Consider the following 25,852-nt stretch of genomic DNA (forward strand, 5'->3'; position numbering starts at 1 on the left):
GCACCTGCCCATGCAAGGCAACCCCCACCACCAGGAGTTGCCTTCATGCGCACCGCCAACCCGACCAAGACCCAAGCGCCCCATGCGCAAACCACGGCCAACCAGCAAGGGCAGGCCAAGCCCCAGCTGCCGCACGAGCGGGATGAATCGGCCGACACCGCAGCCGAGCCGGACCCGGTGATGCGCCAGGCCCACCAGGACGTGGTCAGCGGCAAGGTCGACACCGACAAGGGGCCGGTGCTGGAAGCGCTGAACCGCCGACTGCCGCCATCGGCGCCCGGGCCCAAGGGCAAGCGCGACCCGGAACATCCACCCCGCTGAGCGGCATTCCGCGGCACACCACTTGCCGTGACCAGACCAAGTGCGCAACGGCCCGCCCGCTGCGCTTGTCTCTACCTTCTTCGCTGCGGCCCACGCCGCAAGAAAGGCAAACCATGGCCATGCTCGACACCTTCCCCGGCAGCGCCGACCTGCGCGACCCGGCACTCGTCAACCCCGGCCTGCCGCCCGGCACCGTGACCCCCGTGCCCAACGGCCCGGGGCCGGGCCTGCTGACGGCCAGCACCATCACCGGCGACAAAGTCCTGAACCTGCAGGAACAGACGCTGGGCACCATCGAGGAGATCATGCTGGACATGTCGTCCGGCCGCATCGCCTACGTGGTGATGGCCTCGGGCGGCTTCCTCGGCCTGGGCGAAAAGCTGTTCGCCCTGCCGTGGAGCGCACTGACGCTGGACGCCGACCGCAAGTGCTTCGTGCTGGATGCCAGCAAGGAAAAATTCGACCACGCGCCAGGCTTCGACAAGGACAGCTGGCCCAGCGAAGCTGATCGCGAGTGGCATGTGCAGGTGCACCGCTACTACAGCCGCCCGCCTTACTGGGAATGAGCCCAGGCCGGGCATGACCCGCTGCCGTTGCGGCAGACGCGAAAAGGGCGACCCGAGGGTCGCCCTTTTTTTCTGGCCGCTCGTGCCAGGCACGAGCGCTTCACAGCATCACGCGCTGCGCGGTTCGCCGCGGCCGTTCACGGTGATGGTCGGGCCAGGCGGATTGGTCGTCTGAACGTGGTGATAGATGCCGTTGTAGCGGTAGACCACGTCGTAGTAGTCCGGCGTGCGGTCGGGCACGTTCTGGCAACGCTGCACGTTCTGCACCGACTGCTGCTGGCCGCGGTCGATGTTGGCACCCAGTGCGCCACCCGCGACCACGCCCACTGCGGTGCCGGCATTGCCGCCGCCGATCTGGTGGCCCAGGATGCCGCCAATTACCGCGCCAGCCAGCGCGCCCGGCACATTCGGCTGGTCCTGGCGCACAACACGGTCGCGCTCGATCCAGCAGCGCTGGTTCGGCTCGCCCATCACGGCCCGGACCTGCGTGACCTGGGCTTCGTACAGACGCTCGCCACCGCGGCGGTAGTAGTTGTAGGCGGGCGGCGGCGGCGGTGCATAGCGCGCCTCGTCGATCCGGTCATTGCTGCGCAACAGCCGCGCCGAGGTGACGCGGTCGTTCAGGCCCATGTCGCGCAGCGACGGGTAGCTGCCACTGCGCAGCACCACGCAGCGGCCACGGAAATTCGAGTCCTCGCAGACTTCCCAGCGCCCGCCGCGCACGTCGACCGAGGATGCGCGGTCATTGAAGCCATAGCGGTGCAGGTCATCGACGCGGGTCTGCACGCTGACCGAGCGGCCTTGGAAACGATCATTTTGGTAGAAGGTCACTTGCGCCATCGCAGGCGCTGCCAGCACCAGGATGCCGGCAGCGGCGAGCAGCTTCTTGAGCGGCGAATTGATCAGGGATTTTTTCATTGGACTTCTCCAGACTTCAGGTAATAGAGGCACCTGATTTGCCGGCGATTTCGAATCGCCGCACCGGCAGGGGGACCGGGACCGGGTGGTCAGTGGATCAGAGCGATCAGGATGATGATGGGAATGGGCACGCCCAGCGCCCAGAGCAGCAAGGAACGCATGGTGGAACTCCTTCTTCGTGCTTGCAGGTTCAACGTGTGGCGCGTCCAGTCGGTGGACAGCCGCGTGTGACGAATGGCTTCAGGCCCGGTCGCGTTCGCGCCCGCCGTAGGTCGCCGCCAGCGTGGCCGCGAACGCACCGATCAGCAGCGAGATGAACAGCCACAGCAAGGTCTTGGCCGAGGCGCCGCGGGCCTGGTCGGCCGCAACGCGTGCGGCGTTGTCGGCCTCGGCCAACTGGGCCTGCAGCCGCGCATAGCCATCCGAAACCCGCTTCTCGGCGTCCTGCGGCGCCAGCCCGGTCTGTTGCGAGACACGTTGGCCCAGGTAGCGCAGGTCGTCTGCCGGCAACGCCCCGCTGCGCAGGTTGGCGACAAAGATGGCCGTGGCTTCCGCGGCCAGCGCGCGGTCGTTCGAGCGGTCCAGGCTGCCGCTGACGGGCATCACGGTGGGCACCACCGTGACGGTGCCTGGCAGCGCGTTGGCCGCGGCCGCAGTGGCCGTCGCCGCAGCGGCATTGCGCGCGGTCACCGCGGTGTCGGTGCTTTGGGGCGCGATGCCGTCAGGCGTGCGGAAGAGCTTGTCCACCGCATAGCGCGTCGGGTCCGCCGCAGCCACGGCCGAGCCGCCGCCCACCAGTGCCGCAGCACTCGCCTTGGCGCCGCTGCCGATAATGCTGGAGGCCGCGCCGCCCAGCACCGCGGCGCTGACCAGCGTCGCCAGGCCCCAGGACAGGAAACCGTGCACCGTATCGCGGAAAAAGACTTCATCGCCTTGCGCATCGCGCCAGCGGCTGCGCAGCCGGCCGGCAATGTAGCCGCCCAGCGCCGAGGCGGCCAGGCTGGTCACGATGATCCACAGGATGGCCGCCACGCCCAGCGTGCCGACATCGGCACCGTGCTGCGCCCAGGGCGACGCGGCGGACAGGCCCAGCCCGGAGCCGAGCATCAGCAGGATCAGCGACAGTGCCGCAGCGCCGGTCGCACCAGCGAAGACCGCCGGCCAGGACACGGCACCCAAGGGCGTGGCCATCACTGCCGGGGCGAGGGACAACTCGTCAGGCAGGGCGTTCAGCCGTGTCGCGGGATGGATGGTTCCCATGGAAGTCCTCTTGGGGTCATTGAAGCGATGCGGCATCATCCAACCCGCCCGGCTGCCAGGCCGTGGGAGCTGCGCTTGACACACTGTCAGCCGTGTCCCACAGCCGAACCCGCTGGCAGCCGATGGCAGCCAGGTGCCGACACGGCACACTGCAATGCAAGACTGCCAAGGTGGGCCCGCTTGTTGCAGCGCCTTGTCGACGCCTCTTCGTGACGCGTCCAGTCACCCCATTCCGGCCCCCTTGAACGAGACACCCAGCAGCCCTGCGATGCCCGAACCCGAAGCGCCACCGCCAACCGACCCCGCCAAACGCCCGCGGCGCGCACCCAGGCCGCGGCCCCACTGGGTCACGGCGCTGGGCACCCGGGTGGCCGAAGCGGGCGCACGCACACGCTGCACCTGGGAGTTCATCGGCGACGTGCTGCTGGGCCTGGGCCGCCTGCTGCGCGGGCGCAGCACCATGCGCCTGAGCGACCTGGTCTACCAGATCGACCAGGCAGGGCCGCGCAGCGTGGCCATCGTCTCGCTGGTCAGCGGCCTGGTCGGCGTGATCCTGGCCTACATGGGCGCGGTGCAGCTGCAGCGCTTTGGTGCGCAGACCTACATCGCCGACCTGGTGACGATTGGCGCGGTACGCGAGGTTGCCGCGCTGATGACCGGCATCATCCTGTCGGGCCGCATCGGCGCGGCCTATGCGGCGCAGCTGGCCAGCATGCAGGCCAATGAAGAGATCGACGCGCTCAAGGCCATGGGCGTGAACCCCATCGATCACCTGGTGCTGCCGCGGCTGCTGGCACTGACGCTGGTGGCGCCGCTGCTGACGGCCTATGCCGCCATCGTCGCGGTGGCGGCCGGCTGGCTGATCGCGGTGGCCATCTTCGGCGTGGCACCGGCCGAATACATCTACAAGTCCAGCCAGGTGCTGACGCTGACGCACGTCAACGTGGGCCTGGCCAAGGGCACGGTGTATTGCCTGCTGGTGGCGCTGGCGGGTTGCCGCCAGGGCCTGAACGCCGGCCGCAGCGCCGAGGCGGTCGGCGAGGCCGTCACCAAGTCCGTGGTCCAGGCCATCGTCTGGATCGTCGTCGCCGCATCGGCATTGACAGTGGCGCTGCAGCGCCTGGGCTGGTGAAGATGAACGACATGCTGTTGCGCGTCGAGGACCTGACCATGGCCTACGGCCGCAAGCTCATCCAGCGCGACCTGAACTTCGACGTGCGCCGCGGCGAGGTGCTGGTCATCGTCGGTGGCAGCGGTTGCGGCAAGAGCACGCTGCTGCGCCACATGATCGGCCTGCAGGTGCCCGCCAAGGGCCGCGTGCTGTACACCGGCCCGCAAGGGGACCAGGACATTGCCACCGTCAGCGCCGAGGCGCAGGCCCAGCTGCGGCAGCGCTTTGGCGTGATGTTCCAGGCCGGCGCGCTGTTCAGCTCGATGACGGTGGGCGAAAACGTGATGCTGCCGATGGAGCTGTTCCCGGGTGCACACGACGCCGGCAGCGCCGAGCAGCGCCACCAGCGCGCCGAGGAGAAGCTCGCACTCGTCGGCCTGTCGGCTCAGTTCGACGCCGAGCCATCCTCGCTCAGCGGCGGGCAGCGCAAGCGCGCCGCCATCGCCCGCGCGATGGCGCTGGACCCGCCGCTGCTCTACCTGGACGAGCCTTCCGCCGGGCTGGACCCGATCACCTCGGACCAGCTCGACCAGCTGATCCGCCAGCTGCGCGACGAGCACCAGCGCAGCATCGTGATGGTCTCGCACGAACTGGCCAGCATCTTCGCGGTCGCCGACCGCGCGCTGTTCCTGGACGCGCAGGACAAGACCATGACCGCACTCGGACCGCCACGCGAATTGCTCGAACACGGGCCCGAAAAAGTGCAGACGTTTTTGCGCAGAGGAAAAGCAGCATGAAAAGAGGGAACGCAACGCTGATCGGCGCGTTTGTCGTCGTCGGCATCGCGCTGGTGCTGGTCGGGATCATCCTGGCCGGCGGCGGCAAGCTGTTCGCACGCAAGGAGCACGTGGTGATGTATTTCACCGGCTCGATCTACGGCCTGCAGGTTGGCGCGCCGGTGGTTTTCCGCGGCGTGCGGCTGGGCAGCGTGACCTCCATCGGCCTGGTCTACGACCAGCCGCATGGCGACTTCCTGATCCCCGTGAAGGCCGACCTGGAGCCCGAGGCGATCCGCGGCCTGGGCGACCAGAAGGACGACGACAAGCGGCCCCAGCCGGTGCTGCCAGGCCTGATCACCCGCGGGCTGACGGCCCAGCTGTCGATGCAAAGCCTGCTGACCGGCCAACTCTACGTGGACCTGGACCTGCGGCCCGGCAAGCCGGCCAACCGCCGAGACAACAACGACGGGCTGGAGATCCCGACCAATGTCACGACCATCCAGAACCTGAAGAATCAGCTCGACGGCATGGACTTCCGTCGCCTGGTCGACGACGTCTCGGCGATTGCCGCGTCGGCCCGCGGCCTGGTCAGCGGCCCGCAGCTGAAGGAGGCGCTGGACAACATCGCCAAGATGACCGAGCACCTGCGCAAGATCACCGAGCAGGTCGACGGCCGCATCGGCCCGCTGGCCGACAACGCCAACGCCACGCTGAGCGCCGCACGCCAGGCGGCCGAGCGCATCGGCCCGGCCGCAGAGCGGGTCACCGACACAGCCAACCGCGTCGGCAGCGCGGCCGACCGCTACAAGGCCCTGGTCGCGCCGGACTCGCCGCTGCTGCAGCGCATCCAGAGCACCGCCGACGAGCTGTCCGCCCTGTCCGCCTCGCTGCGCCAGCAGGTCGGCGACGACGGCGGCCTGGTGCAGAACGCCGGCCAGGCAATGCAGGACCTCTCGCGCGCCGCACGTGCCGTGCGCGAGCTGGCCGATTCGCTGGAGCAGCAACCCTCGTCGCTGATCCGCGGCAAGTCTGCCTCGCCGCCGCCACCACCGCCATCCACTTCCGCCACCGAGGTGCGCCCATGACCAGGCCGACCCCCGCTTTTTCCGCGCTTTCCGCCCTGCTGCTGAGCGCCTGGCTGGCCGGCTGCGCGAGCAGCGCGCCACCGCCGCGCTTCTACCGCCTGGCACTCGACACCCCGACCGCCGCCACCCTCGCGCCGGCCGCGGCCCCACGCCCCGGTGCCTGGCTGCTGCAACTGCCGGTGCGCATGCCGGAGTACCTGGAGCGAGACGCGCTGTGGCTGCCCACCGGCGGCAGCGACCTGACCCCGCTGCCCGACCAGCGCTGGGCCGAGCCGTTGCGCGAGGCCGTGCCACGCCTGCTGCGCCATGACCTGGCGCAGTTGCTGGGGGCCGACAAAGTCTGGAGCGGCAGCGCACCCACCGGCGTCGCCGTGGCCGGCACCCTGAAGCTTGAGCTGCTGGCACTTGAAGCCACGCCCGAGCGCAACGGCGTGCGCCTGTCGGCCCGCTGGAGCCTGGTGGACCCGCTGAACAAGCAGCCGCCGCAGGTAGGCCAGGCCGACCTGCTGGCGCCCAGCGCCGGCCCGGCCCCCGGCCAGCTGGTGGACGCCCACCGGCTGGCGCTTTGGCAGCTCGCGCAGCAGCTGGCACGCGGCCTGCCCTGACCCGCGTAGGACAGGGCCCACAGGCGATCGCGGGGGCGTCTGAAAGACCCTGCGGGAGGGCGTCGGTAGATTAGGACTCTAATCGCGTCCCCCGCACCCCTACCGAGAACAACGCCATGACCACCGCTGCCGCCCCCATTGCCGCCCGTCTGCCGCATGACCAGTCCGCCGCATTGGGTCGGCACCTGCAGCAGTGTGAGCAGGCGCGCGGCCCGTGGTTTGTCGCAGCCCAGGTCGCCGAGCGGCTGCATAGCCTGGTTGCCCCACGATTCGCCACCACCGTGGCCCTGCTGGCGCTGGGCCTGACACTGGCCGGCGGCTGGTGGTGAAAGGGAACCCCGGCGCTGCCGATGATCGGCAGGACGCCGCCGACGACTCGTCAGACAGCTCGCCCCCTTCTTCCGCCCCCCGCACGCTGCGCGAAAGCGCAGCACGCACAGGCGTGCTCAACGAGCAAACGCTGCTGAGCCCGGCCATGGGCCCGCTGGAGCCCGCCATCCGCTCGGTGCTGTTTGGCCCGGCCCGCTTCGAGCAGCACGGCCAAAGCCTGGCGCAGGCGCACGAAGTCGTGCCCAGCCAGACCCACGGCTCGACCTTTTTTCCGCGCCTGCGCGAAAACGTCGAGGCCTTGCAGCAGGCCCGCCATCTGCTGGAGCGCCGCGCGGTGGACGGGCGCCACCTCGGCCCGGCCGCCCACTGGCTGCTGGACAACGCTGCGCTGATCGACGAGCAGCTGCACGAGATCCGCCGCAGCCTGCCGCGCAACTTCTTCCGCCTGCTGCCGCGCCTGCGCGACGAGCCGCTGGCCGGGCTGCCGCGCATCTACGGCGTGGCCTGGGCCTGGGTGGCCCACACCGACAGCGGCTTCGACACCGAGCTGCTGAAGACCTACCTGAGGGCCTACCAGGGCGAGCGCGAACTCTCGCTGGCCGAGCTCTGGGCCCTGCCGACGACGCTGCGCGTGGTGCTGGTCGAGAACCTGCGCCGGCTGGCCGAGCGCGCCGCCACGCTGCAGGCCGCGCGCGACGCCGCCCACCAATGGCTGGACCAGCAGGCCGACGCCATCAACATGGCCCAGCTCGACGCGCTGGCGCCGCAGATGGCCGCCCGCGGCGTTGGCGAAGCCTTCCTGCTGCAGCTGGACCAGCGGGTGGAGGAGCTCTCGCCCGAGATGAGCGCCGCGCTCAATGCCTGGCTCAGCACCCGCCTGCCCGACCCGGCAGGCGCGCTGGCGCGCCAGCAGAACGAGGCCACCAAGGACCAGCAAAGCATCCGCAACGCGATCACCACGCTTCGCTTCATCGCCCGCGCCAACTGGCGCGAGCTGATTGCCGATGCCAGCGCGGTGATGCGCATCCTGCAGGTCTCGCCGGTGTACGCCGCCGAGGCCGAGACCACGCAGGACGACACGCTGCACGCGGTCGAACGGCTGGCGCGGCGCTCGGCCCACCACAGCGAGACCGACGTGGCGCGGCTGATCGTCGAACTCGCCGAGGGCCAGCCGGACCTGGCGGCGCCCGAGGCCGCGCCCGCCTACTGGTGGCGCGGCCCCGGCCAGGCCAGGCTGCTGGCCGCGCTGGACCTGCCAGCCTCGCGCTGGCCGCCGCGCGACAGCGCCGCCCGTCGCCAGCTCAACACCGCCGCCTACCTGGCCGGCCTGATGCTGCTGACGGCCCTGGCCATCACCTGGCTGCTGCACTTCGCCACGCCGCCGGCGCTGCCGGTGGCGCTGCTGGTGGTCACCGGGCTGTTGCTGCTGGGCCCTGTCAGCGAGGCCGTGGTTGCGCTGGTGAACCGGCTGATCAGCGAATCGGCCCGCCCGGCCCGGCTGCCGCGGCTGGCCTTCCCGCTGGGCCTGCCGGCCAGTGAAAAGGTCATGGTGGTGATCCCGGTGATGCTGACCAGCGAAGCCGCGATTGCCGCGCATGCCGCACAGCTGGAACAGCACTACCTGGCCAATGCCGAACCGCATGCGCAGTTCGCGCTGCTGAGCGACTTCGCCGATGCCGAAACCGAGCACAGCCCGGCAGACGGCGGCCTGCTGGCCCGCGCCCAGCGCGAGATCGAACGCCTCAACGCCCGTTATCCGCACATCGAAGCCGAGGGCGCGGACGATGGCGACGACAGCGACACGGCGCCGCCGCGCTTCCTGCTGCTGCACCGCGCCCGCCGCTGGAGCGAAACCGAGCAGCGCTGGATCGGCTGGGAGCGCAAGCGCGGCAAGCTCGAAGCGCTGGTCGAACAACTGGCCTGGCACAGCAGTGAAATGCCGCCCGAAGGCATGGCCACCTCGCCCTCGCCATTCGCCGACCTGGGCGCGCTGTCGCGCCTGGCGCCGGACACCCGCTACGTCGTCACGCTGGACGCCGACACCGACATGCCCCCGGGCCGCCTGCGCCGCCTGGTCGGCAATGCCGCGCACCCGCTGAACCGGCCGCGGCTGGATGCCAGTGGCAGGCGCCTGCTGTCGGGCTACGCCATCCTGCAGCCGCGTGTCTCCACACCGCTGCCCAACCCCGGCACCGCCACGCCGTACCACCGGCTGTTCAGCGGCCAGTGCGGCATCGACCCGTACAGCATCGCCAGCTCGGAAATCTTCCAGGACCTGTTTGGCGAAGGCACCTTCAGCGGCAAGGGCCTGCTGCATGTCCAGGCCTTCCGCAGCCTGCTGGCCGGCCGCCTGCCCGAGGGTCAGGTGCTCAGCCACGACCTGCTCGAAGGCTCGGTGGCGCGCTGCGCCGGCGTCAGCGACGTGACCTTGCTCGAAGCCGCGCCTGTGCACCCGGACGTCGCCGCATCGCGGCTGCACCGCTGGACCCGCGGCGACTGGCAACTGCTCCCTTTCCTGCGCCATGGCTCGGCCTGGGGCCTGGTCAGCATCAACCGCTGGAAGATGCTGGACAACCTGCGCCGCTCGCTGGTGGCCCCGCTGTCGCTGGCGCTGCTGCTGTGGGTGCTGGCGACCGGCGCGATGCCGCTGGGCATGGCGCTGGCCGTCGTCGCCGCGGCCTTCTGCACCGGCCCGCTGATCGGCGCCGTGGCTGGCCTCGCACCTTCGCGAGACGACATCGCGCTGGGCCTGTTCTACCGCCGCGCCGGGGCCGACGTGCTGCGTGCGCTGGCGCTGGCCGTGTGGCACATCGGCCAGCTGCTACAGCTGGCCTGGCTGTATGGCGACGCGATCGTGCGCGCACTCTATCGCCAGCTCGTCTCGCGCCGCCACCTGCTGGCCTGGACCACCGCGGCCGCGGCCGAAGCCTCGGCCCGGACCGCGCTGCGGCCGCTGCTGCTGCAGCACTGGCGCGTGCCAGCCGCTGCGCTGGGGCTGGGCCTGCTGCTGGCCGTGGCCGCCGCGCTGGGCGCGCCGGTGCAGGCCGGCGCTGCCGCCGTGCTGCTGCTGGTGTGGGCTGCCTCGCCGCTGTGGACCTGGCTGGCCGCCCGCCCGCTGCACGGCCATGCGCAGCAGCTGGACGAAGACGGCCGCGACTACCTGCACGGCGTGGCGCGCGACACCTGGCGCTACTACGAGAGCCACGTCACCGCGTCCGACCGCCACCTGCCGCCCGACAACGTGCAGCAGACGCCCTACCAGATCGTTGCCCACCGCACCTCGCCGACCAACATCGGCCTGTACCTGCTGACCGTGGCCTGCGCCCGCGAGCTGGGCTTCATCGGCCTGGCGGCGATGACCGAGCGCCTGCAGGCCACGCTGGACTCGCTGGACACGCTGCCCCGCTGGCGCGGCCACTTCTACAACTGGTACGACACGCAGAGCGGTGCGGTGCTGCCGCCGGCCTATGTCTCGGCAGTCGACAGCGGCAACTGCTCGGGCCACCTTCTGGTCGTGGCCCAGGCCTGCGAAGCCGCTGCGGCCTTGAGCGACGAGCAGGCCGAGGCGCCGCTGCAGGTCGCGCTGGAGCGGGCCCGCCAGCGCATGAAGGCGCTGCACTCGGCGCTGGCCAATGCCCCCTCGCTGCAGACGCTCGCGCTGCTGGCCCAGCAAGGCCAAGCCTGGCCGACCGACCTGGCTGCCGCGCAGGCGCTGAGCGCGCAGGTGCGCCTGGCCCGCATGGAGCTGGACACGCTGCACCTGGCGCAACAGGGCTTGGGCGACCCCGACGAGCGCCGCTCGTTGTGGCTGATGCATGACATGGTGGTCACGCTGGAATCCGCCGTGCGCGACCGGCTGGCCGACCGCGACGCCTTGCGCAGCCAGCTGCGCACCCTCGCCCAGCGCGCCCGCAAGATGGGGCTGGAGGCCGACTACGCGGCGCTCTACGACCGCGAGCGCCAGCTGCTGCACATCGGCTGCCGCACCGACACCCACCAGCTCGACGACAACCACTACGACCTGCTGGCCAGCGAGTCGCGCCTGACCAGCCTGGTCGGCATTGCCAAGGGTGACCTGCCGGTGGCGCACTGGGCGGCGCTGGGCCGGCCGTTCTTCGCCTGTGGCAAGGAGATCGCGCTGAAGTCCTGGTCGGGCTCGATGTTCGAGTACCTGATGCCTTCGCTGGTGCTGGCCGAACCGATTGGCAGCGTGCTGCACCAGGCCACCCGCAGCGCGGTGGCCGAGCAGCGCGCCGAAGCCCGCGAAAAGGGCACGCCCTGGGGCATCTCGGAGTCGGCCATCGCCGGCCAGGACCACACGCTGGCCTATCAGTACGGCCCGCAGGGCGCACCCCGGCTGGCGCTGAGCCGGCTGCCGGCCGACGAGCGTGTGCTCGCACCCTACGCGACGCTGATGGCCACCGTGGTGGCCCCGGTCGCCGCGGTCGAGAACCTGCGTGCGCTGCAGGAGCTGGGCGCGCGCCGCACCATGGGTTTCATCGAGGCGGTGGACTACACGCCGCGGCGCCAGACCGCCGGCAGCAGCTTCACGCTGGTGCACACCTACATGGCCCACCACCAGGGCATGGCGATGCTGGCGCTGACCAATGTGCTGGCCGACGAGGCGCCGCGCCACTGGGCCCAGGCCGACCCGCACCTGCGCGCGGTCAGCACGCTGCTGCACGAGCGCGCGCCGCGCGAAGTGGCGGCGCTGCCCGCTGCGTTGCCGGCACCCAAGCTACGTGGCCCGCGCAGTGCCCGCATGCTGCGCGACAGCCGGCCACTGCAGGAAGCCGTGCCGCTGACGCAGCTGCTCACCAACGGCCGCTACGCCGTGGTGCTACGCAGCCACGGCGCAGGCTACAGCAGCTGGGACGGCGTGGGCATCACCCGCTTCCGCGACGACCTGCTGCGCGGCGCCTACGGCAGCTTCTTCTACCTGCAGCGCGAGGGCCTGCCGAACTGGCAGTCCATCACCGCCCATCCAGCCCCCGACCCAGCCGCGCGCTACAGCGCCCGGCTGCAGGCCGAACGCGTGATCTTCGATGCCCGCTGGAGCGACCTGCACAGCAGCTGCACCGTCTGGGTCAGCCCGGAAGACGACTGCGAGATGCGCCAGGTGGTGCTGACCAACGCCAGCCCGCAGGCCATGGCGCTGACGCTGGCCTCCTGCTTCGAGGCCACGCTGGCGCCGCAACGCGGCGACGAGGCCCACCCGGCCTTCTCCAACCTGTTCATCCAGACCCGCTGGGACGAATCCGAGCTGGCGCTGCACATGGTGCGCAACCCGCGCCTGCCGGACGAGGCGGCAATGCGCGCGGTGCACTTCCTGGCCGGCGCCGAAGGCATCATCGAATCGGTCACGCCCTGCGCCGACCGGGCGCGCTGGCTGGGCCGCTACGGCAGCAGCGCGCGCCCGCTGGGCGACGGCGGCGCGCAGTTCATCCCCACCGATCCGGCCGACCCGCAGGGCGGCGCAGGCCAGCTGGTGGACACCGGGCTGGACCCGATCGCCGGGCTGCTGGTGCGCCTGCGCATCGCACCGGGCGCCAGCGTCACGCTGACCTTCTGCACCGCCGCCGCGCGCGAGGCCGACACGCTCAGTGCGCTGATCGACAAGTACCGCCAGCCCAGCCACGTGGAGCGGGCGGCGAGCATGTCGTACACCATGGCCGGCATCCGCCTGCGCGAGCTGCAGTTCGAGCCCGACACCTGGGCCGCGCTGCTGAACCTCAACACGCTGGTGACCGGCCAGGCCACGCGCACCGAAGGCGCGGCCCAGCGCGGGCCCGTGCCGGTGGCTGCGCGCTGCGACCGGCGGGCACTGTGGCGCCACGGCATCTCGGGCGACCGGCCGCTGATCTGGGTCAGCATCAGCGGCGAAGAAGGCCTGGAGCTGGTGCAGACGCTCAAGCGCGCGCTGCGCATGTGGTCCACCGCCGGGCTGGTGGTGGACCTGGTGGTCAGCAATGACGAGCCGGTGTCCTACCTGTCGCCAGTGCTGCATGCGCTGCAGACGCTGCAGGCCCGCCTGCACGCCCAGCACCACGGCCGGCCCAGCCACCTCTGCGCGGCCATGTACGTGCTGCGCGAGCCGGAGCTGAGCGCCGACGAACGCATCACGCTGCACACCTTGTCGCGGCTGCGCCTGCTGGCCGACGGCCGCTCGCTGGCCCAGCAGCTGTCGCGCTGGGCCGAGGAACAGCAGCGCGCGCATGCCGAGCGCAGCGCGGTCAAGCATGCGGTCGTGCCGCTGCCTTTGCCGCTGGCGGGCCCGGTGCGGCACGCGGTGCTGGCGCCAGAGGGTCGCTTCGACGCGGCCAGCGGCGCCTTCGTGTTCGAGCGCTCGCCGGCCCAGCATCCATCGCGGCCGTGGGTCAATGTGCTGGCCAATCCGGACTTCGGCTGCCAGGTCTCGGAACTGGCCGGCGGCTACACCTGGGCGGGCAACAGCCGCATGCACCAGTTGACCGGCTGGTCCAACGACGCGCTGTCCGACCCGGCCGGCGAATGGCTGCTGCTGCATGACCTGGACCGCGGCCGCATCTGGGCGCTGGGCCGCCAGCTCTCGCACGAATCGCCCGGCGAAGTCGAGCACGGCATTGGCTACACCCGGCTGCGCCAGCGGCTGGACGACATCGAAGTCACGCTGACCTGGTGCGTGGACCCGCGTGCCGCCGTCAAGCAGGTGCAGGTGGAACTGGCGCTGGTGGGCACCGGCGGCCCGGCCAAGCAGACCGTGGTGGCCAGCTCGCCGCGGCGCCGGCTGCGGCTGGTGGCCATGGCCGAATGGCAGATGGGCAGCGCGCGCCAGGAGCGCATCTCGGTGGCCACCCGGCCCGACTGGCTGGCCACCGGCCCCGAAGGCGCCGGCCTGCCGCAGCCGCAGCGCGTGCTGACGCTGCAGGCCACGCAGCTGGATCACCTGGGCGGCTTTGGCAATGCCACGGCATTCCTGGCGATCCGCCCGCCGCAGCCTGGCGACGAGCCAGGCGCCGCCAAGCTCAGCGCCGATCAGGCCAATGTGCGCCTGCTGCCGCAGGACTGGACCTGCGACCGGCGCGAGTTCTTCAACACCGCCGGCCAGCTGATCCTGCCGGTGCAGCTGGGCCAGGACAGCGGCGCCGGGCTGGACGCCTGCGCCGCGCTGGCCGCGCAGCTGGAAATCGCCCCGGCCCAACCCGCAAAGCTGACGGTGCTGCTGGGCCACGGGCGCGACCCGGGCGATGCGCGCACGCTGCTGCAAAGCGCCTGGCGCGTGGCCCCGGCCGCGCGGCTGGCCGGCCAGCGCGAGCAGTGGCGCGAGATGCTGGGCAATGTGCAGGTGCGCACGCCGGACGCGCGCTTCGACGCGCTGGTCAACCACTGGCTGCCCTACCAGACGCTGGGCTGCCGCATGTGGGCCCGCGCCGGCTTCTACCAGGCCGGCGGCGCCTTTGGCTACCGCGACCAGCTGCAGGACGCGATGGCGCTGGTCACACGCGCACCGCAGCTGTTGGCCGCGCAGATCCGCACCAGCGCCGCGCGCCAGTTCCCCGAGGGCGACGTGCAGCACTGGTGGCACGAGCCGGGCGGCGCAGGCGTGCGCACCCATTTCTCCGACGACCGGCTGTGGCTGCCGCTGGCGCTGGCGCACTACGTGGAGCGCACCGGTGAGCGCGCGCTGCTGGACGAAGAAGCCCCGTTCCTGCAAGGCCAGCCAGTGCCGGCCGGCGCCGAGGACATCTACGAGAGCCCCACCGTCACGCCCGAGCGTGCCAGCCTGTACGAACACGCGGCCCGCGCCATCGACTGCAGCCTGGCCAATGGCGTGCACGGCCTGCCGCTGTTTGGCACCGGCGACTGGAACGACGGCATGAACCGCGTGGGCCACCACGGCAAGGGCGAGTCGGTGTGGCTGGCCTGGTTCCTGTGCCAGGTGATTGCCGACTTCGCGCCGATTGCCACCGCCCGCGGCGAAGGGCAGCGCGCACGCCGCTGGCTGGCCGCACGCGACGCCTGGGTCAAGGCGCTGGACACCCAGGCCTGGGATGGCCAGTGGTACCTGCGCGGCTTCTTCGACGACGGCTCGGCACTGGGCAGCGCGCAGAACCCCGAGTGCAGGATCGACCTGATCGCCCAGGCCTGGGCGGTGCTGACCGGGGCCGGCGACGAAGCCCATGCGCGCCAGGCGATGGCCAGCGCCAGCGTGCACCTGCTGGACACACCCAACCAGCTGGTGCGCCTGCTGGACCCGCCGCTGCAGCATGCAGCCCCGAGCGCCGGCTACATCCAGGCCTACCCACGCGGCGTGCGCGAGAACGGCGGCCAGTACAACCACGCCGCCGTCTGGGCCCTGATGGCGCTGGCCCGGCTGGGCCAACGCGAGCGCAGCTGGCAGGTCTTCTGCGCGCTGAGCCCGGCCCACCGCTGGGCCGACCCGCGGCGCGGCGAGACCTACGCGATCGAGCCTTATGTGATGGCCGGCGACATCTACACCCACGCGCCCTACGTGGGCCGCGGCGGCTGGAGCTGGTACACCGGCTCGGCCGGCTGGCTGCTGCGCGCCGCGGTCGAGTCGATCTGCGGCGTGGTGCTGGCCGGCGGCAAGGCCGTGGTGTCGCCCTGCCTGCCGCCGCATTGGGACAAGGCCGAGGTCAGCGTGCGGCTGGGCGAGCGCACACACCGCATCGTCGTCTGCGCCCACGAGGCCGCCGTGCATGCCGAGCTGGCTGCGCGGCCGGGGGCAAGACGGGTCGAGGCGCACCAGGCGATTGACCTGGCCGGCGCCGCCGAGGCGGCTTGCTTCGTGCTGCTGGCGCCACCGGGCGATGAAGCGCCAGCGCCCGCGGCCCTGCGCACACCGATTGCCCCTGGCGCTGGGCAGGCTTTCGACAATGCTGGCGCGAACCTGCTGCACGGCAGTGTCCTGTCGTCTGCACACATCCAGATCAGCCCGGAGGAGACGCCATGACGCAGGACGAGGGAGCCCAGGAAGGTCACCAGACCCCGGCAGATTTGCAGCAAGGACGGGTGCCCATCCTGTCCACGCTGGCGATGGCGGCGGTGGCCATCGCGGTCGGCGTGGCTGGCCTGACGGGCTGCGTCGACGGCCTGACCAACCTTGGCCTGGCCGCCGACGACACCTCGCGAGGCGTGGGCCCGGATCCGGCGCTGCCCGCGCCGCAGGCCAGCCTGATCCCCACCGTCAACATCGCCGAGGCCACCGGCTGGGCCGGCGACGCCAAGCCGCAGGCCGCACCCGGCACCCAGGTGCGGCCGTTCGCCAAGGGACTGGACCATCCGCGCTGGCTCTATGTGCTGCCCAACGGCGACGTGCTGGTCGCCGAAAGCAATGCGCCACCCAAGGGCGAAGGTGCTGGCGGCGGCCTGAAGGGCTTCGTGATGGGCCTGGTGATGGCGCGCGCCGGTGCCGGCACACCCAGCGCCAACCGCATCACGCTGCTGCGCGATGCCGATGGCGATGGCATTGCCGAGACCCGCCGCGTCTTCCTCGCCAACCTGTATTCGCCCTATGGCATGGCGCTGGTCGGCGACCAGCTCTACGTCGCGAATGCCGACTCGGTGATGCGCTACACCTACATCGAAGGCAGCACCGCGATCGACCAGCCCGGCGTCAAGGTCAGCGACCTGCCCGGCGGCCCGATCAACCACCACTGGACCAAGAACATCCTGGCCAGCAAGGACGGCGACAAGCTCTACGCCACCGTCGGCTCCAACAGCAATGTCGGCGAAAACGGCCTGGACAACGAAGCCGGCCGGGCCGCGATCTGGGAGATCGACCTGAAGAACGGCGAGCACCGCATCTTCGCCAGCGGCCTGCGCAACCCCAACGGCCTGGTCTGGGAACCCGCCACCGGCACCTTGTGGACGGTGGTCAACGAACGCGACGAGCTCGGCGACGACCTGGTGCCCGACTACCTCACCTCGGTGCAGGACGGCGGCTTCTACGGCTGGCCCTGGAGCTACCACGGTCCGCACGTGGACCCGCGGGTGAAACCGCAGCGGCCCGACATGGTGGCGCGCGCGCTGAAGCCCGACTACACGCTCGGCTCGCACGTCGCCCCGCTGGGCCTGTGCACCACCGAAGGCGCCACCACCCTGCCTGACCGTTTCCAGCACGGCATGTTCGCCGGCCTGCACGGCTCCTGGAACCGCCGCATCCGCACCGGCTACTCGGTCATCTTCGTCCCCTTCCAGGCCGGCAAGCCCAGCGGCCCCCCGGTCGAACTGCTCACCGGCTTCCTGGACCGCAACGGCAAGGCCCAAGGCCGCCCCGTCGGCGTCACCGTCGACAAACGCGGCGGCCTGCTGGTGGCGGATGACGTGGGCAACGCGATCTGGCGGGTGACCGGGGCGGTGTAACGCCGCCGACGGGAAAATTCACGGGGTCCTCGCCCCCTTCAGGGGGATGTCCCCCGATTGAGCGCAAAGCTACCTTTCGCCTCCACGAATTTGCTTCCTGGAGGCCGCGATGTCGTTCGAGCTGTTGCTGACCCTTTCCGCCCTGGCCATGATCCTGTGGATCATCTCGCAGTTGCACCGCATCGAAGCCAGGATGGATGACCTGCTGTCCATCTTCGGCATGCCCGCCAAGGGCGACCCAGCCCGCCCCTCCGCCGAAGTCCAGGCCCTGGCCGCCGCCGGCCAGCGCATCGAAGCGATGCGCTGCCACCGCCAGCAGACTGGTGCGGACGTGCGGCAGGCGATGAAGGTGGTGGACGAACTCGTGGAGCGGAACAAGGCTTCTTGAACATTGGCCAGCGAGGTAGGCTCCACGAATGCCACCCGCTCCTGCCCATCGGCCAACGCCATCCATTGCGCCATGTCTGCGGGGCAGAAACTGGCTCGCTTTGGCCTTCATCATCCTGGTGAGCGCCTGCTCACCCGACACGCGGCCAGATGCCAACACCTTCACCTTTGCCACGGGCGTGCACCTGCTGTCATTCAAAGAGCGAAAACCTGACGCGAACACCGGGAGCGGCGTCTCGGTCACGGCAGAGAGTGATCACCTGCGAATCAAGGTGCGTGACTTCTTCTATCGCAACGGTGACTTCCCAGCGCCGTGGATCGGTCTCCCGCATAACGGCATCGTCACGCTGAACATCGGCACGCACGAAGCGAGCAGCCCACTCAGCACAAAGGACGAATATGCCCTGGACCTTGAGGTGCAGGTTGAACTGCGACGACTCCAAGACGCAACCTCGCTGGCGATCTACAACCTCGACACAGGTGACGTGTTGGCCCACGTCGCGCTGCCTGTGAAGTCGCCCTGAGCGCTTTGACGGCCGCGCGCCTCGTGGCCCAATGCCGGTTCCCAATCAGGAGAACCCATGGGCAACTCGAATGACGGTTCGGCGGCCACCGCGCTGGCCGGCAAGCTGATCCGCAACTTCCGCCAAGCCGAGTTGCAGCACCGCGTGCGCGAGCCACTGTATGACAGCCACAGCGTGCGGCTGGCGCGGGGCACGGCCGCGCAGGGGCTGGGCCTGTCGGTGGTGACGGTGGCGCCGGGCAAGCGGGCGTCGCCTTACCACCTGCACCATGCCGAGGAGGAAATGTTCATCATCGTCTCGGGCAGTGGCACGCTGCGGGTGGCCGGCGAGATGCTGCCGCTGGTCGAAGGGGATGTGGTGTTCATCCCACCCGGCCCCGAGTACCCGCACCAGATCATCAACACCTCGGACCAGCCGCTGGCTTACTTGGCGATCAGCAACCGCTGCAAGGTCGAGGTCTGCGAATACCCGGATTCGGACAAGTTCCAGGCCGACGTGTCGACCGACGCCGGAACGAGTTTCGAGGCCACGCGGCGGCGCGGCGACGAGCTGGACTACTGGGACGGCGAGCCTTGAAGCCTGGCAGCGAAGCCAACGTCGCAATGCGATGATCGCCAGCCACCCGACGGAGAAGCCTGCCCCATGCCGCCCATCGCCACCTTGATGCTGTTCGCTGGCGCCGCCTTGTTGATGGCGCTCACGCCCGGGCCGAACATGGCCTACCTGGTGTCGCGCTCGCTGTGCCAGGGCCGGCGCGCCGGGGTGACCTCCTGGCTGGGCGTGGTGCTGGGCTTCACGGTGCACATGTGCTCGGCTGCGGTCGGCCTGAGCGCCCTCTTCCTGGCGGTGCCCATGGGCTACGAGTTGCTGCGACTCGGCGGCGCGCTGTACCTGCTGTGGCTGGCCTGGCAGGCCTTGCGGCCGGGCGCGTCGTCGCCATTCCAGCCGCGCGCCATGCCAGAGGAGTCGCCGCGCAAGCTGTTCACCATGGGGCTGCTGACCAGCATCCTGAACCCCAAGGTGGCGATCTTCTACCTCTCGGTGCTGCCGCAGTTCGTCTCGGCCGAACATGGTTCGGTGCTGGCGCAAAGCCTGGCCTTCGGCACGCTGCAGGTGCTGATCGGCGCGACGGTCAATTTGCTGCTGACGCTTTCGGCCGCGCGCATTTCGGTGTGGCTGTCCGCGCGGCCGGTCTGGCTGGCGGTGCAGCGTTACCTCATGGGTGTTGTGCTGGGTGCTCTGGCATTGCGGCTGCTGGTGCAGCGCCGGACCTAGGGCACGCTGCGACCGCCGCGGTCCAGCGCCAGCGGCACCCGCTCCAGCTGCTTGAACTCGTCGGCCTCGGCGCTGTAGTCCCAGCGCGCGAGCCAGCAGAAGCCGGGCAGCCGCGCCGGGTCATGCTGCAGGACATTGACCGAATTCGGCGCACCGGCCCGCACCCGCGACGACAGCGCGGTGCCGGCCTGCACCACCCACAGCGGCCGCACGCCGTCCTTCACCTGGCAGTGGTAAGGCAGGTGGATGTGGCCACCCAGCACCAGGTCTGCCCCGGCGGCAGACCAGGCTTCGATGGCCGCCGCCGCGCCGCGGATCTGGTTGTTGTGGTCATGCCCTTCGCCCACATGCAGCGGCTGGTGCAGCACCACGATGCGCAGCTGCCCTGGCCGGGCCTGGTGCAGCTGCACGACCACCTCGGCCACCTGTTCAGCCGACAGCTGCCCATGCTTGTGGCGCCAGCGCCGCGTTGTCTTCACGCCGATGATCAACGCGCCGGGCAGCGCCAGCGGCGCCACCGGCAACGCGCCGAACGCACGCTCGAAGCCGCGGTAGGGCCATGCAACACGCGCCACCAGGTTGAACAGCGGGATGTCGTGGTTGCCGGGAATGACCAGGCGCTGCGGCACGTTCAGCCCGTCGGCAAACAGGCGCGCCGCTTCGAACTGCGCACGGCGCGCACGCTGCGTGATGTCGCCGGACCAGATCATCGCGTCCGGCGCCAGCTGGTGCACGAAGCGCTGCAGCGCGGCGACCACCGCGGGTACCTCGGTGCCGAAGTGCGGGTCGGAAATCTGCAGCAAGACGGTCATGTCGGGACGATCATGACGCCGGCCCTTGGCCGTCCCACAGCAACCGAAGGGGCTGCGGACTCACGCGGAAGACCAGCGGCGTCTGCATGTGCATCACCTCGCCGTCGATCGCCACCTTGAGCCGCGCCTTGCCGCTGCCGCGCGCGGGTCGCACGGTCAGCTGGCGGAAACCGAAACTGCCAACGTGGTCGGAACCACCGAGCCGGCCGAGCGCACCACGCAGACCGAGGCCCAGCAGCGCCAGCGGGCCCACCGGGTCGACCATCACCGCGGCCAGCCGGTCCTGGTCCAGCAGCGCGCCTTCCTCGATGCCGACCTGGTCCAGCTGCAGCCGGTTGTTGCCGACGAACAGCGTGCTGGTGCGCGCGCTGCGGCGCTGGCCGCCCTGCTCGATCTCGATCAACCACTGCCCACGCCGGCTCAGCACCGTGGCCAGCGCGGCAAACAGCGCCACGATGCGGTTGCGCCCATAGTGCCGCTTGTAGGCCTCGCGGTCTTCCAGCAGCCGCGGGTAGAGGCCCAGGCTGGCATTGACCAGGAAAGCGCGGTCGTTCAGCAGGCCGACCTGGATGGGCCGCGGCTGGGCCTGCAGCAGCCGCCGAGCCGCCTGCTCGGTGTTGGCCGGAATGCCATGCGCCCGGCCAAAGTAGTTGAAGGTGCCCTGCGGCAGCACGCCAAACGGCAAGCCGCTGGGCAGCACCGTCTGCACCACCGAGTTGATCGTGCCGTCTCCGCCGGCCGCGATCACGGCCCCCTGGCGCGCCTTGGCCCAGCCCAGCGCCAGCGCGGCCTGCCTGGGCAGGTCCGCACCCCGCTCGGCCATGAAAAACGCATGCTGTCGCCCCGCCTCGGCGAACAGCCGACGCAGCACCGACAGCCGCTGCGCCAAGGGCTCGCGACCGGAGCGCGGATTGAGGACCACAGCCAGCGGCAACGCGCTGACCTCCGGGTTCGTGCCCAGGGTCGATGAGAAAGCTGGCACGATGCTCATGCCGGCATTCTGGCCAGCCACTCCGCACTCGCCGCCACCTGCGCGCCGCATCCGGCTGTAGGAAAGCGCCTCACACGTCAACAAAAAATGAGCCAACATGCCGGGCGCATCACAACTTCGCGCTGTCTCGCAACATGCCATTCGCCAAGATCGAAGTTCGCCGCAGCCGGCCCCCTGAGGAAGTGCAAGCCTTGATCGAGGCTGTGTACCAAGCCCTGCGCGAGGCGCTGAAGGTGCCGGAAGATGACAGGCAGATTCGCTACGTCGAGCACCGGCCGGAACACTTCTCGGTGGCGCCGCCCAAGACCGAGAACTACACGCTGGTCGAGATCCAGATGTTCCCTGGCCGCTCGCTGAACGCCAAACGTGCGCTCTACCAGGCCATCACCCGCCGCTTTGGCGAACTGGGCGTTGCACCGGCCGACGTGGCCGTCGTTCTGAAGGAGCCACCGATGGACAACTGGGGGCTGCGGGGCGTGCCAGCGAGCGAGCTGGACCTGGGTTTCCGGCTGGACGTGTGAGACTGGCTTGGCACTTCGGCGGCTGGCACAACCGCCGCCGGCCCGCCGCTTGCCATGGCAGCCTGGCGCCGGTTCATCTCGCCCAGCAGCCCATGCGGCGATGGCATAGCATGCATTGAACCGGGCGCTGCCCCGCTCACTTCAGAAAGCCGCCGCCATGAACACCCGCCACAGTCGCAAGACCCACTCCCTGGCCACCCAGTCCGCGGAGCTGGCCATGGCGGTGCCGCAGGTGATGGCGCACCGCCTGACCCGCATGGCGCTGGCCGGCCCCTCGCCTTCGGCGCGCGACCAGCGCGAGATGAGCCAGATGATGAGCGAGAAGAGCACGGCATTTTTTGCCTCCTGGTCGGCCATGGCCATGGAAAGCATCCGTACCCAGCAGGCGCTGGCCACCTCGGTGATGGGCATGTGGTCGCCCGCTGGCTGGGGCCAGGCCTCGATGGGCGCACTGGCCAGCCAGATGCACGGTGCAGCCCTCTCGGTGCTGGGCCAGGGCCTGCGGCCGGTGCACCGCAAGGCGGTGGCCAACGCCAAGCGGCTGGCGCGCACGCCGCTGCGCTGAACCAGGCGCCGGCCAGGCCTCCCTCGGCTTGGGGATCGGCGCAGGTGGTGGAATGCCGCAAAATCGCGGCCGTCTCGCGCGCATGCGCGGGACTCGCACGGATTCAGGCAGGCTCAGACCTGTTGCCGCCACCATGAAAGCCAGGCCCGCCGCTCACCGCGGGCCTTCGAGGGAGTCTTCAATGCCATTTGCCGGTCTGGGCCTGCACATCCTGCTGGCGCTTTTCTGCGCCTACCACGTGGTCCGCTCGGGCCAGCAGCTGTACTGGCTGTTCATCCTGTTCGCGTTCCCGCTGCTGGGCAGCCTGGTCTACCTGTTCGCGGTCTACCTGCCGAACTCACGGCTCGAGCGCGGCGCAATGCGGGCCGTGTCCGCTGCCGCCAGGGCGCTGGACCCGACGCGCGAAGTGCGCGAAGCCCGCGCCCGGCTGGAAGAGACGCCCACCGCGCAGAACCAGATGCGCCTGGCCGCCGCGCTGCTGGACAACGAGCAGGCCGAGGAGGCCGCCAAGCTCTACGAAGCTTGCCTGAAGGGCCCGTTTGCCTCCGACCTGGAGATCAAGTTCGGCGCCGCGCGGGCCTTCACCGAATGCCAGCGCTACCCGGAAGCGCTGGCGCACCTGGCGGACATCCGCCAGCGCGACGCCGGCTTCCGCCGCGACCAGGTCGCCCTGCTCACCGCGCGCTGCCTGGCCGGCACCGCACGTGCCAGCGAAGCCCGCAGCGAGTTCGAAAACGCCGTGACCACCCACGGCACCTTCGAAGCCTACGCCGAATACATGATCTGGACCCTCGCCATTGGCGACGCCTCGACCGCCGCCCGCCTGCAGACCGAGCTCGACAAGATCACCCAGCGCTGGAACAAGATGGCGCGCGAGCTGAACGAGCCCATCATGCGGCGCCTGCGCGCGGCGCAGCAGCTGGCGCAGAAGTCCGCCTGAAAGCCAGGACACATGCCCTACGACCTGATCCTGTTCGACCTTGACGGCACGCTGAGCGACCCGGCGGTGGGCATTGGCCGGTCGATCAACCATGCACTGCTGCACCACGGCCATGCGCCGCTGCAGCCCCACGAGGTGCCGGCCTGGATAGGGCCGCCGCTGGACGAGAGTTTCGGCAGGTTGCCGGGTGGCGCGGACCCTGCGCTGGTGGCCAGCCTGGTGGCGAAGTACCGCGAGCGCTATGGCGAGCTGGGTTATGCCGAGAACACGCTGTACGCCGGCGTGCCCGAGGCGCTGCAGGTGCTGGCGGATGCGGGCGTGGCCATGGGTGTGTGCACCTCCAAGCGGGTGGACTTTGCCGAGCAGATCCTCGAGATGTTCGGGCTGCGGCACTTCTTCGGCTTTGTCAGCGGTGGCGACATCGGCGTGCAGAAGTGGCAGCAGATCGCCGCGCTGCGCGAGCGCGGGGTGATCCGCGGCCCGGCAGTGATGGTGGGCGACCGGGCGGTGGACCTGATCGCCGCGCGGCGCAACGGGCTGCATGGTGCGGGCGTGCTGTGGGGCCACGGCTCGCACGCGGAGCTGGCGGCCGAGCAGCCGCAGCACCTGTTCCGCGAACCGGCGGAGTGGCGGCAACTGCTGGCCGCCTGAGCAGCAAACCTCGCTGTACCGGTGCGAGGCGGCGGCCACTGTGTCTGGGCCGGCCTGCGCCCATCGGCTAGATTGCGCCCATGCACATCGCCATCCTCACTTTCGACGGCTTCAACGAGCTGGATTCGCTGATCGCACTTGGCCTGCTGAACCGCGTGAAGCGGCCCGGCTGGCGTGTCTCGCTGGCCAGCCCGACGCAGACCGTGACCTCCATGAACGGCGTGACGCTGCACCGCCAGTGCACGATGGAAGAGGCCAATGCGGCCGACGCGGTGCTGGTGGGCAGCGGCATGAAAACCCGCGAAGTGGTGGAAGACGCGGCGCTGATGGCCTCGCTGCAGCTGGACCCTGCCCGCCAGCTGCTGGGCGCGCAGTGCTCGGGCACGCTGGTGCTGGCCAGGCTGGGGCTGCTGGGCCGGGTGCCGGCCTGCACCGACCTGACCAGCAAGCCCTGGGTGCAGGCGGCCGGCGTAGAAGTGCTGAACCAGGCGTTCACCGCACAGGGCAACCTGGCGACGGCTGGCGGCTGCATGGCCTCGGCCTATCTCGCAGCCTGGGTCATTGCGCGCAGCGAAGGCCTGGACGCGGCAGCGAGTGCGCTGCACTACGTGGCACCGGTGGGTGAGAAAGACAGCTATGTGAAGCAGGCGCTGGGCCACATCACTCCGACCCTTCCGACCCTTCCAATGGCCGCCCAGGCCTGAAGCCACCTCGGGGCACATCGCTTGCCAGCTCCAAGCCATCTCCCTGGCTTTTCGAGGAACAAGCAATGCCCACCGTCGACCCCCTGACCCCTCCGAGCGAGGACCTGAGCGCCTGCATCACGGCTTGCGAGGCCGCGCGCCGTGCATGCGAAAACTGCGCCGCGGAAGACGCACGCGACGGCGACCCGATGATGGCCGCCTGCATCCTCATCAACCTGGACTGCGCGGCGATCTGCAGCGCCACGCTGGGCGCGCTGGCGCGGGGCTCGGTGCACCACGGCGACTTCTGCGCGCTGTGCGCCCATGTGTGCACGGCCTGCGCCGAGGAATGCGGCAAGCACGAGCACGAGCACTGCATCCGCTGCCGCGAGGCCTGCAAGCTCTGCGCGCAGGCCTGCCTGCAGCATGCGGGCGAGCGCCACGCGATGTGAGGTGACGCGGGCCCGCTGAAGCGCCCTGCGCGGCCGCTTCAGCCCTGGCTCACTTCTTCGTCTTCAATGGCTTGCCGCCCGCGGCCTTGGCCGGCAGCGGCTTTTGTGCCGGCTTGGCATGCGGCGCGGTCTTCGCGGCGGCTTCGGCATCGGAGTGGCCATCGCCCACCGGGTCGGCAGATTCGTCCTCCTTGCCCTCGCTCATCATCTCGCGCTCGCTGCGGGCAATGATGGCCAGGTCCTCGTTGGCGATGGCCTCGTCCTCTTCGTCGGCACCGTCTTCGTCGTCCAGCACGTCTTCGTAGACGGCCTGGTCCAGCGCGTCTTCGAGTGCGTCGTCCTGATCGGCGTCACTGGCGTCGCCAGTGCTGAAGACACGGTCGACCGAGATGTCGCTGGCCTCCTCGCCGGCATCGGAGCCGGCGCTGCGGCGCTCACCCGAGCCGCCGCGGTCGCTGGTGGCGCCGCTCAGGCTGTCGACCGGCATCAACGGGCGTTCGAGGTCGCGGCCCAGCGCCACGTCCACCGGCTCGTTCGGATCACCGTCGCCCAGCTCATCCACGCCGACCATGTCGCTGCCGCTGTCGGAGCTGTCGCTCGGGCCCAGCGCAGCGTTGTCGTGTCCTTCGGACTCAAGATCTGCTTGTTCAACACCCAGCAAGCTGCTGCGTCCCATGTGTGTCTCCTTGGCCTCTCGGCCGATGCGAAAGA

General features: G+C 70.3%; 24 protein-coding genes. 19 read left to right on the forward strand and 5 right to left on the reverse strand.

Annotated elements, in window-relative coordinates:
* The first annotated feature begins 45 nt into the window (after window positions 1-45).
* Together AC3WR5_RS16135 and AC3WR5_RS16140 are read left to right on the forward strand one after the other, a co-directional pair.
* Window positions 46-321 carry a hypothetical protein gene (locus AC3WR5_RS16135; RefSeq protein WP_492485721.1) on the forward strand — a complete coding sequence of 92 codons (276 nt, stop codon included), beginning with the start codon at window positions 46-48 and terminating at the stop codon, window positions 319-321.
* Window positions 322-434: 113 nt separating this feature from the next.
* On the forward strand, window positions 435-887 hold the full coding sequence (locus AC3WR5_RS16140) for a PRC-barrel domain-containing protein (RefSeq protein WP_492485722.1): 453 nt from the start codon (window positions 435-437) through the stop codon (window positions 885-887).
* A 108-nt stretch (window positions 888-995) separates the two neighbouring features.
* Here AC3WR5_RS16140 and AC3WR5_RS16145 read toward each other — a convergent pair whose 3' ends face one another.
* Window positions 996-1,805 carry a beta/gamma crystallin-related protein gene (locus tag AC3WR5_RS16145; protein ID WP_310733347.1) on the reverse strand — a complete coding sequence of 270 codons (810 nt, stop codon included), beginning with the start codon at window positions 1,803-1,805 and terminating at the stop codon, window positions 996-998.
* Between the two features lie 240 nt (window positions 1,806-2,045).
* Window positions 2,046-3,065, reverse strand: a complete 1,020-nt coding sequence (locus tag AC3WR5_RS16150) for a hypothetical protein (protein WP_492485723.1) — start codon at window positions 3,063-3,065, stop codon at window positions 2,046-2,048.
* Window positions 3,066-3,333: 268 nt separating this feature from the next.
* On the opposite strand from AC3WR5_RS16150, the gene AC3WR5_RS16155 reads away from it, so the two are divergent.
* From AC3WR5_RS16155 to AC3WR5_RS16205, 11 genes are all read left to right on the forward strand, one after another.
* Window positions 3,334-4,197: an MlaE family ABC transporter permease gene (locus AC3WR5_RS16155; RefSeq protein WP_231010155.1), complete on the forward strand. Its 864-nt coding sequence runs from the start codon at window positions 3,334-3,336 to the stop codon at window positions 4,195-4,197.
* Window positions 4,198-4,199: 2 nt separating this feature from the next.
* Window positions 4,200-4,973, forward strand: a complete 774-nt coding sequence (locus AC3WR5_RS16160) for an ABC transporter ATP-binding protein (RefSeq protein ID WP_492485724.1) — start codon at window positions 4,200-4,202, stop codon at window positions 4,971-4,973.
* On the forward strand, window positions 4,970-6,040 hold the full coding sequence (locus AC3WR5_RS16165; RefSeq protein ID WP_231010154.1) for an MlaD family protein: 1,071 nt from the start codon (window positions 4,970-4,972) through the stop codon (window positions 6,038-6,040). Before AC3WR5_RS16160 ends, AC3WR5_RS16165 begins: the two co-directional genes overlap by 4 nt.
* Window positions 6,037-6,645, forward strand: coding sequence for a PqiC family protein (locus tag AC3WR5_RS16170; RefSeq protein WP_492485725.1), 609 nt, complete (start codon window positions 6,037-6,039; stop codon window positions 6,643-6,645). Before AC3WR5_RS16165 ends, AC3WR5_RS16170 begins: the two co-directional genes overlap by 4 nt.
* Window positions 6,646-6,761: 116 nt before the next feature.
* On the forward strand, window positions 6,762-6,974 hold the full coding sequence (locus AC3WR5_RS16175) for a hypothetical protein (RefSeq protein WP_231010152.1): 213 nt from the start codon (window positions 6,762-6,764) through the stop codon (window positions 6,972-6,974).
* Window positions 6,971-15,928 (forward strand): GH36-type glycosyl hydrolase domain-containing protein, encoded by an 8,958-nt coding sequence (locus AC3WR5_RS16180; protein ID WP_492485726.1) that lies wholly within the window; start codon window positions 6,971-6,973, stop codon window positions 15,926-15,928. The genes AC3WR5_RS16175 and AC3WR5_RS16180 overlap by 4 nt, the downstream gene beginning before the upstream one ends.
* An 83-nt stretch (window positions 15,929-16,011) precedes the next feature.
* A complete protein-coding gene (locus AC3WR5_RS16185) occupies window positions 16,012-17,340 on the forward strand; it encodes a PQQ-dependent sugar dehydrogenase (RefSeq protein WP_492485902.1) in 1,329 nt (442 codons plus the stop codon).
* 109 nt (window positions 17,341-17,449) lie between these two features.
* Window positions 17,450-17,728, forward strand: coding sequence for a hypothetical protein (locus tag AC3WR5_RS16190; RefSeq protein ID WP_141288627.1), 279 nt, complete (start codon window positions 17,450-17,452; stop codon window positions 17,726-17,728).
* A 100-nt stretch (window positions 17,729-17,828) separates the two neighbouring features.
* Window positions 17,829-18,251: a hypothetical protein gene (locus AC3WR5_RS16195; RefSeq protein WP_492485727.1), complete on the forward strand. Its 423-nt coding sequence runs from the start codon at window positions 17,829-17,831 to the stop codon at window positions 18,249-18,251.
* Between the two features lie 57 nt (window positions 18,252-18,308).
* Window positions 18,309-18,827, forward strand: a complete 519-nt coding sequence (locus AC3WR5_RS16200; RefSeq protein ID WP_141288629.1) for a cupin domain-containing protein — start codon at window positions 18,309-18,311, stop codon at window positions 18,825-18,827.
* A 66-nt stretch (window positions 18,828-18,893) separates the two neighbouring features.
* On the forward strand, window positions 18,894-19,526 hold the full coding sequence (locus tag AC3WR5_RS16205; protein WP_492485728.1) for a LysE family translocator: 633 nt from the start codon (window positions 18,894-18,896) through the stop codon (window positions 19,524-19,526).
* Here the strand turns inward: AC3WR5_RS16205 and AC3WR5_RS16210 are convergent.
* Window positions 19,523-20,338 (reverse strand): metallophosphoesterase family protein, encoded by an 816-nt coding sequence (locus AC3WR5_RS16210; RefSeq protein ID WP_492485729.1) that lies wholly within the window; start codon window positions 20,336-20,338, stop codon window positions 19,523-19,525. The genes AC3WR5_RS16205 and AC3WR5_RS16210 overlap by 4 nt on opposite strands.
* Window positions 20,339-20,348: 10 nt before the next feature.
* Window positions 20,349-21,329 carry a diacylglycerol/lipid kinase family protein gene (locus AC3WR5_RS16215; RefSeq protein WP_492485730.1) on the reverse strand — a complete coding sequence of 327 codons (981 nt, stop codon included), beginning with the start codon at window positions 21,327-21,329 and terminating at the stop codon, window positions 20,349-20,351.
* Window positions 21,330-21,463: 134 nt separating this feature from the next.
* On the opposite strand from AC3WR5_RS16215, the gene AC3WR5_RS16220 reads away from it, so the two are divergent.
* The 6 genes from AC3WR5_RS16220 (at window position 21,464) to AC3WR5_RS16245 (ending at window position 25,141) form a co-directional block, all read left to right on the forward strand.
* Window positions 21,464-21,850, forward strand: a complete 387-nt coding sequence (locus tag AC3WR5_RS16220) for a tautomerase family protein (protein WP_492485731.1) — start codon at window positions 21,464-21,466, stop codon at window positions 21,848-21,850.
* Window positions 21,851-22,007: 157 nt separating this feature from the next.
* The gene (locus AC3WR5_RS16225) at window positions 22,008-22,415 is read left to right on the forward strand and encodes a polyhydroxyalkanoate granule-associated phasin (RefSeq protein ID WP_141288634.1); all 408 of its coding nucleotides are present in this window, start codon (window positions 22,008-22,010) and stop codon (window positions 22,413-22,415) included.
* Window positions 22,416-22,596: 181 nt separating this feature from the next.
* Window positions 22,597-23,355, forward strand: a complete 759-nt coding sequence (locus AC3WR5_RS16230) for a hypothetical protein (protein WP_231010149.1) — start codon at window positions 22,597-22,599, stop codon at window positions 23,353-23,355.
* Window positions 23,356-23,367: 12 nt separating this feature from the next.
* The gene (locus AC3WR5_RS16235) at window positions 23,368-24,006 is read left to right on the forward strand and encodes an HAD family hydrolase (RefSeq protein ID WP_492485732.1); all 639 of its coding nucleotides are present in this window, start codon (window positions 23,368-23,370) and stop codon (window positions 24,004-24,006) included.
* Between the two features lie 80 nt (window positions 24,007-24,086).
* Window positions 24,087-24,710, forward strand: coding sequence for a DJ-1/PfpI family protein (locus AC3WR5_RS16240; RefSeq protein WP_492485733.1), 624 nt, complete (start codon window positions 24,087-24,089; stop codon window positions 24,708-24,710).
* 65 nt (window positions 24,711-24,775) lie between these two features.
* Entirely contained in the window at window positions 24,776-25,141 is a 366-nt protein-coding gene (locus AC3WR5_RS16245) for a four-helix bundle copper-binding protein (RefSeq protein ID WP_141290319.1), read from the forward strand.
* 49 nt (window positions 25,142-25,190) lie between these two features.
* Here AC3WR5_RS16245 and AC3WR5_RS16250 read toward each other — a convergent pair whose 3' ends face one another.
* Complete coding sequence (locus AC3WR5_RS16250; RefSeq protein ID WP_492485734.1) at window positions 25,191-25,817, reverse strand: hypothetical protein; 627 nt, start codon at window positions 25,815-25,817, stop codon at window positions 25,191-25,193.
* Between the last annotated feature and the right edge of the window lie 35 nt (window positions 25,818-25,852).

This window comes from Ideonella sp. FW305-24 (assembly GCF_058788035.1).

Coding starts and splice junctions, on each gene's coding strand:
- AC3WR5_RS16210 (WP_492485729.1), bottom strand. CDS start 20,338: ATGACCGTCTTGCTGCAGATTTCCGACCCGCACTTCGGCACCGAGGTA.
- AC3WR5_RS16240 (WP_492485733.1), top strand. CDS start 24,087: ATGCACATCGCCATCCTCACTTTCGACGGCTTCAACGAGCTGGATTCG.
- AC3WR5_RS16165 (WP_231010154.1), top strand. CDS start 4,970: ATGAAAAGAGGGAACGCAACGCTGATCGGCGCGTTTGTCGTCGTCGGC.
- AC3WR5_RS16145 (WP_310733347.1), bottom strand. CDS start 1,805: ATGAAAAAATCCCTGATCAATTCGCCGCTCAAGAAGCTGCTCGCCGCT.
- AC3WR5_RS16155 (WP_231010155.1), top strand. CDS start 3,334: ATGCCCGAACCCGAAGCGCCACCGCCAACCGACCCCGCCAAACGCCCG.
- AC3WR5_RS16230 (WP_231010149.1), top strand. CDS start 22,597: ATGCCATTTGCCGGTCTGGGCCTGCACATCCTGCTGGCGCTTTTCTGC.
- AC3WR5_RS16215 (WP_492485730.1), bottom strand. CDS start 21,329: ATGAGCATCGTGCCAGCTTTCTCATCGACCCTGGGCACGAACCCGGAG.
- AC3WR5_RS16250 (WP_492485734.1), bottom strand. CDS start 25,817: ATGGGACGCAGCAGCTTGCTGGGTGTTGAACAAGCAGATCTTGAGTCC.
- AC3WR5_RS16185 (WP_492485902.1), top strand. CDS start 16,012: ATGGCGGCGGTGGCCATCGCGGTCGGCGTGGCTGGCCTGACGGGCTGC.
- AC3WR5_RS16175 (WP_231010152.1), top strand. CDS start 6,762: ATGACCACCGCTGCCGCCCCCATTGCCGCCCGTCTGCCGCATGACCAG.
- AC3WR5_RS16220 (WP_492485731.1), top strand. CDS start 21,464: ATGCCATTCGCCAAGATCGAAGTTCGCCGCAGCCGGCCCCCTGAGGAA.
- AC3WR5_RS16205 (WP_492485728.1), top strand. CDS start 18,894: ATGCCGCCCATCGCCACCTTGATGCTGTTCGCTGGCGCCGCCTTGTTG.
- AC3WR5_RS16140 (WP_492485722.1), top strand. CDS start 435: ATGGCCATGCTCGACACCTTCCCCGGCAGCGCCGACCTGCGCGACCCG.
- AC3WR5_RS16225 (WP_141288634.1), top strand. CDS start 22,008: ATGAACACCCGCCACAGTCGCAAGACCCACTCCCTGGCCACCCAGTCC.
- AC3WR5_RS16245 (WP_141290319.1), top strand. CDS start 24,776: ATGCCCACCGTCGACCCCCTGACCCCTCCGAGCGAGGACCTGAGCGCC.
- AC3WR5_RS16190 (WP_141288627.1), top strand. CDS start 17,450: ATGTCGTTCGAGCTGTTGCTGACCCTTTCCGCCCTGGCCATGATCCTG.
- AC3WR5_RS16135 (WP_492485721.1), top strand. CDS start 46: ATGCGCACCGCCAACCCGACCAAGACCCAAGCGCCCCATGCGCAAACC.
- AC3WR5_RS16170 (WP_492485725.1), top strand. CDS start 6,037: ATGACCAGGCCGACCCCCGCTTTTTCCGCGCTTTCCGCCCTGCTGCTG.
- AC3WR5_RS16160 (WP_492485724.1), top strand. CDS start 4,200: ATGAACGACATGCTGTTGCGCGTCGAGGACCTGACCATGGCCTACGGC.
- AC3WR5_RS16235 (WP_492485732.1), top strand. CDS start 23,368: ATGCCCTACGACCTGATCCTGTTCGACCTTGACGGCACGCTGAGCGAC.
- AC3WR5_RS16150 (WP_492485723.1), bottom strand. CDS start 3,065: ATGGGAACCATCCATCCCGCGACACGGCTGAACGCCCTGCCTGACGAG.
- AC3WR5_RS16200 (WP_141288629.1), top strand. CDS start 18,309: ATGGGCAACTCGAATGACGGTTCGGCGGCCACCGCGCTGGCCGGCAAG.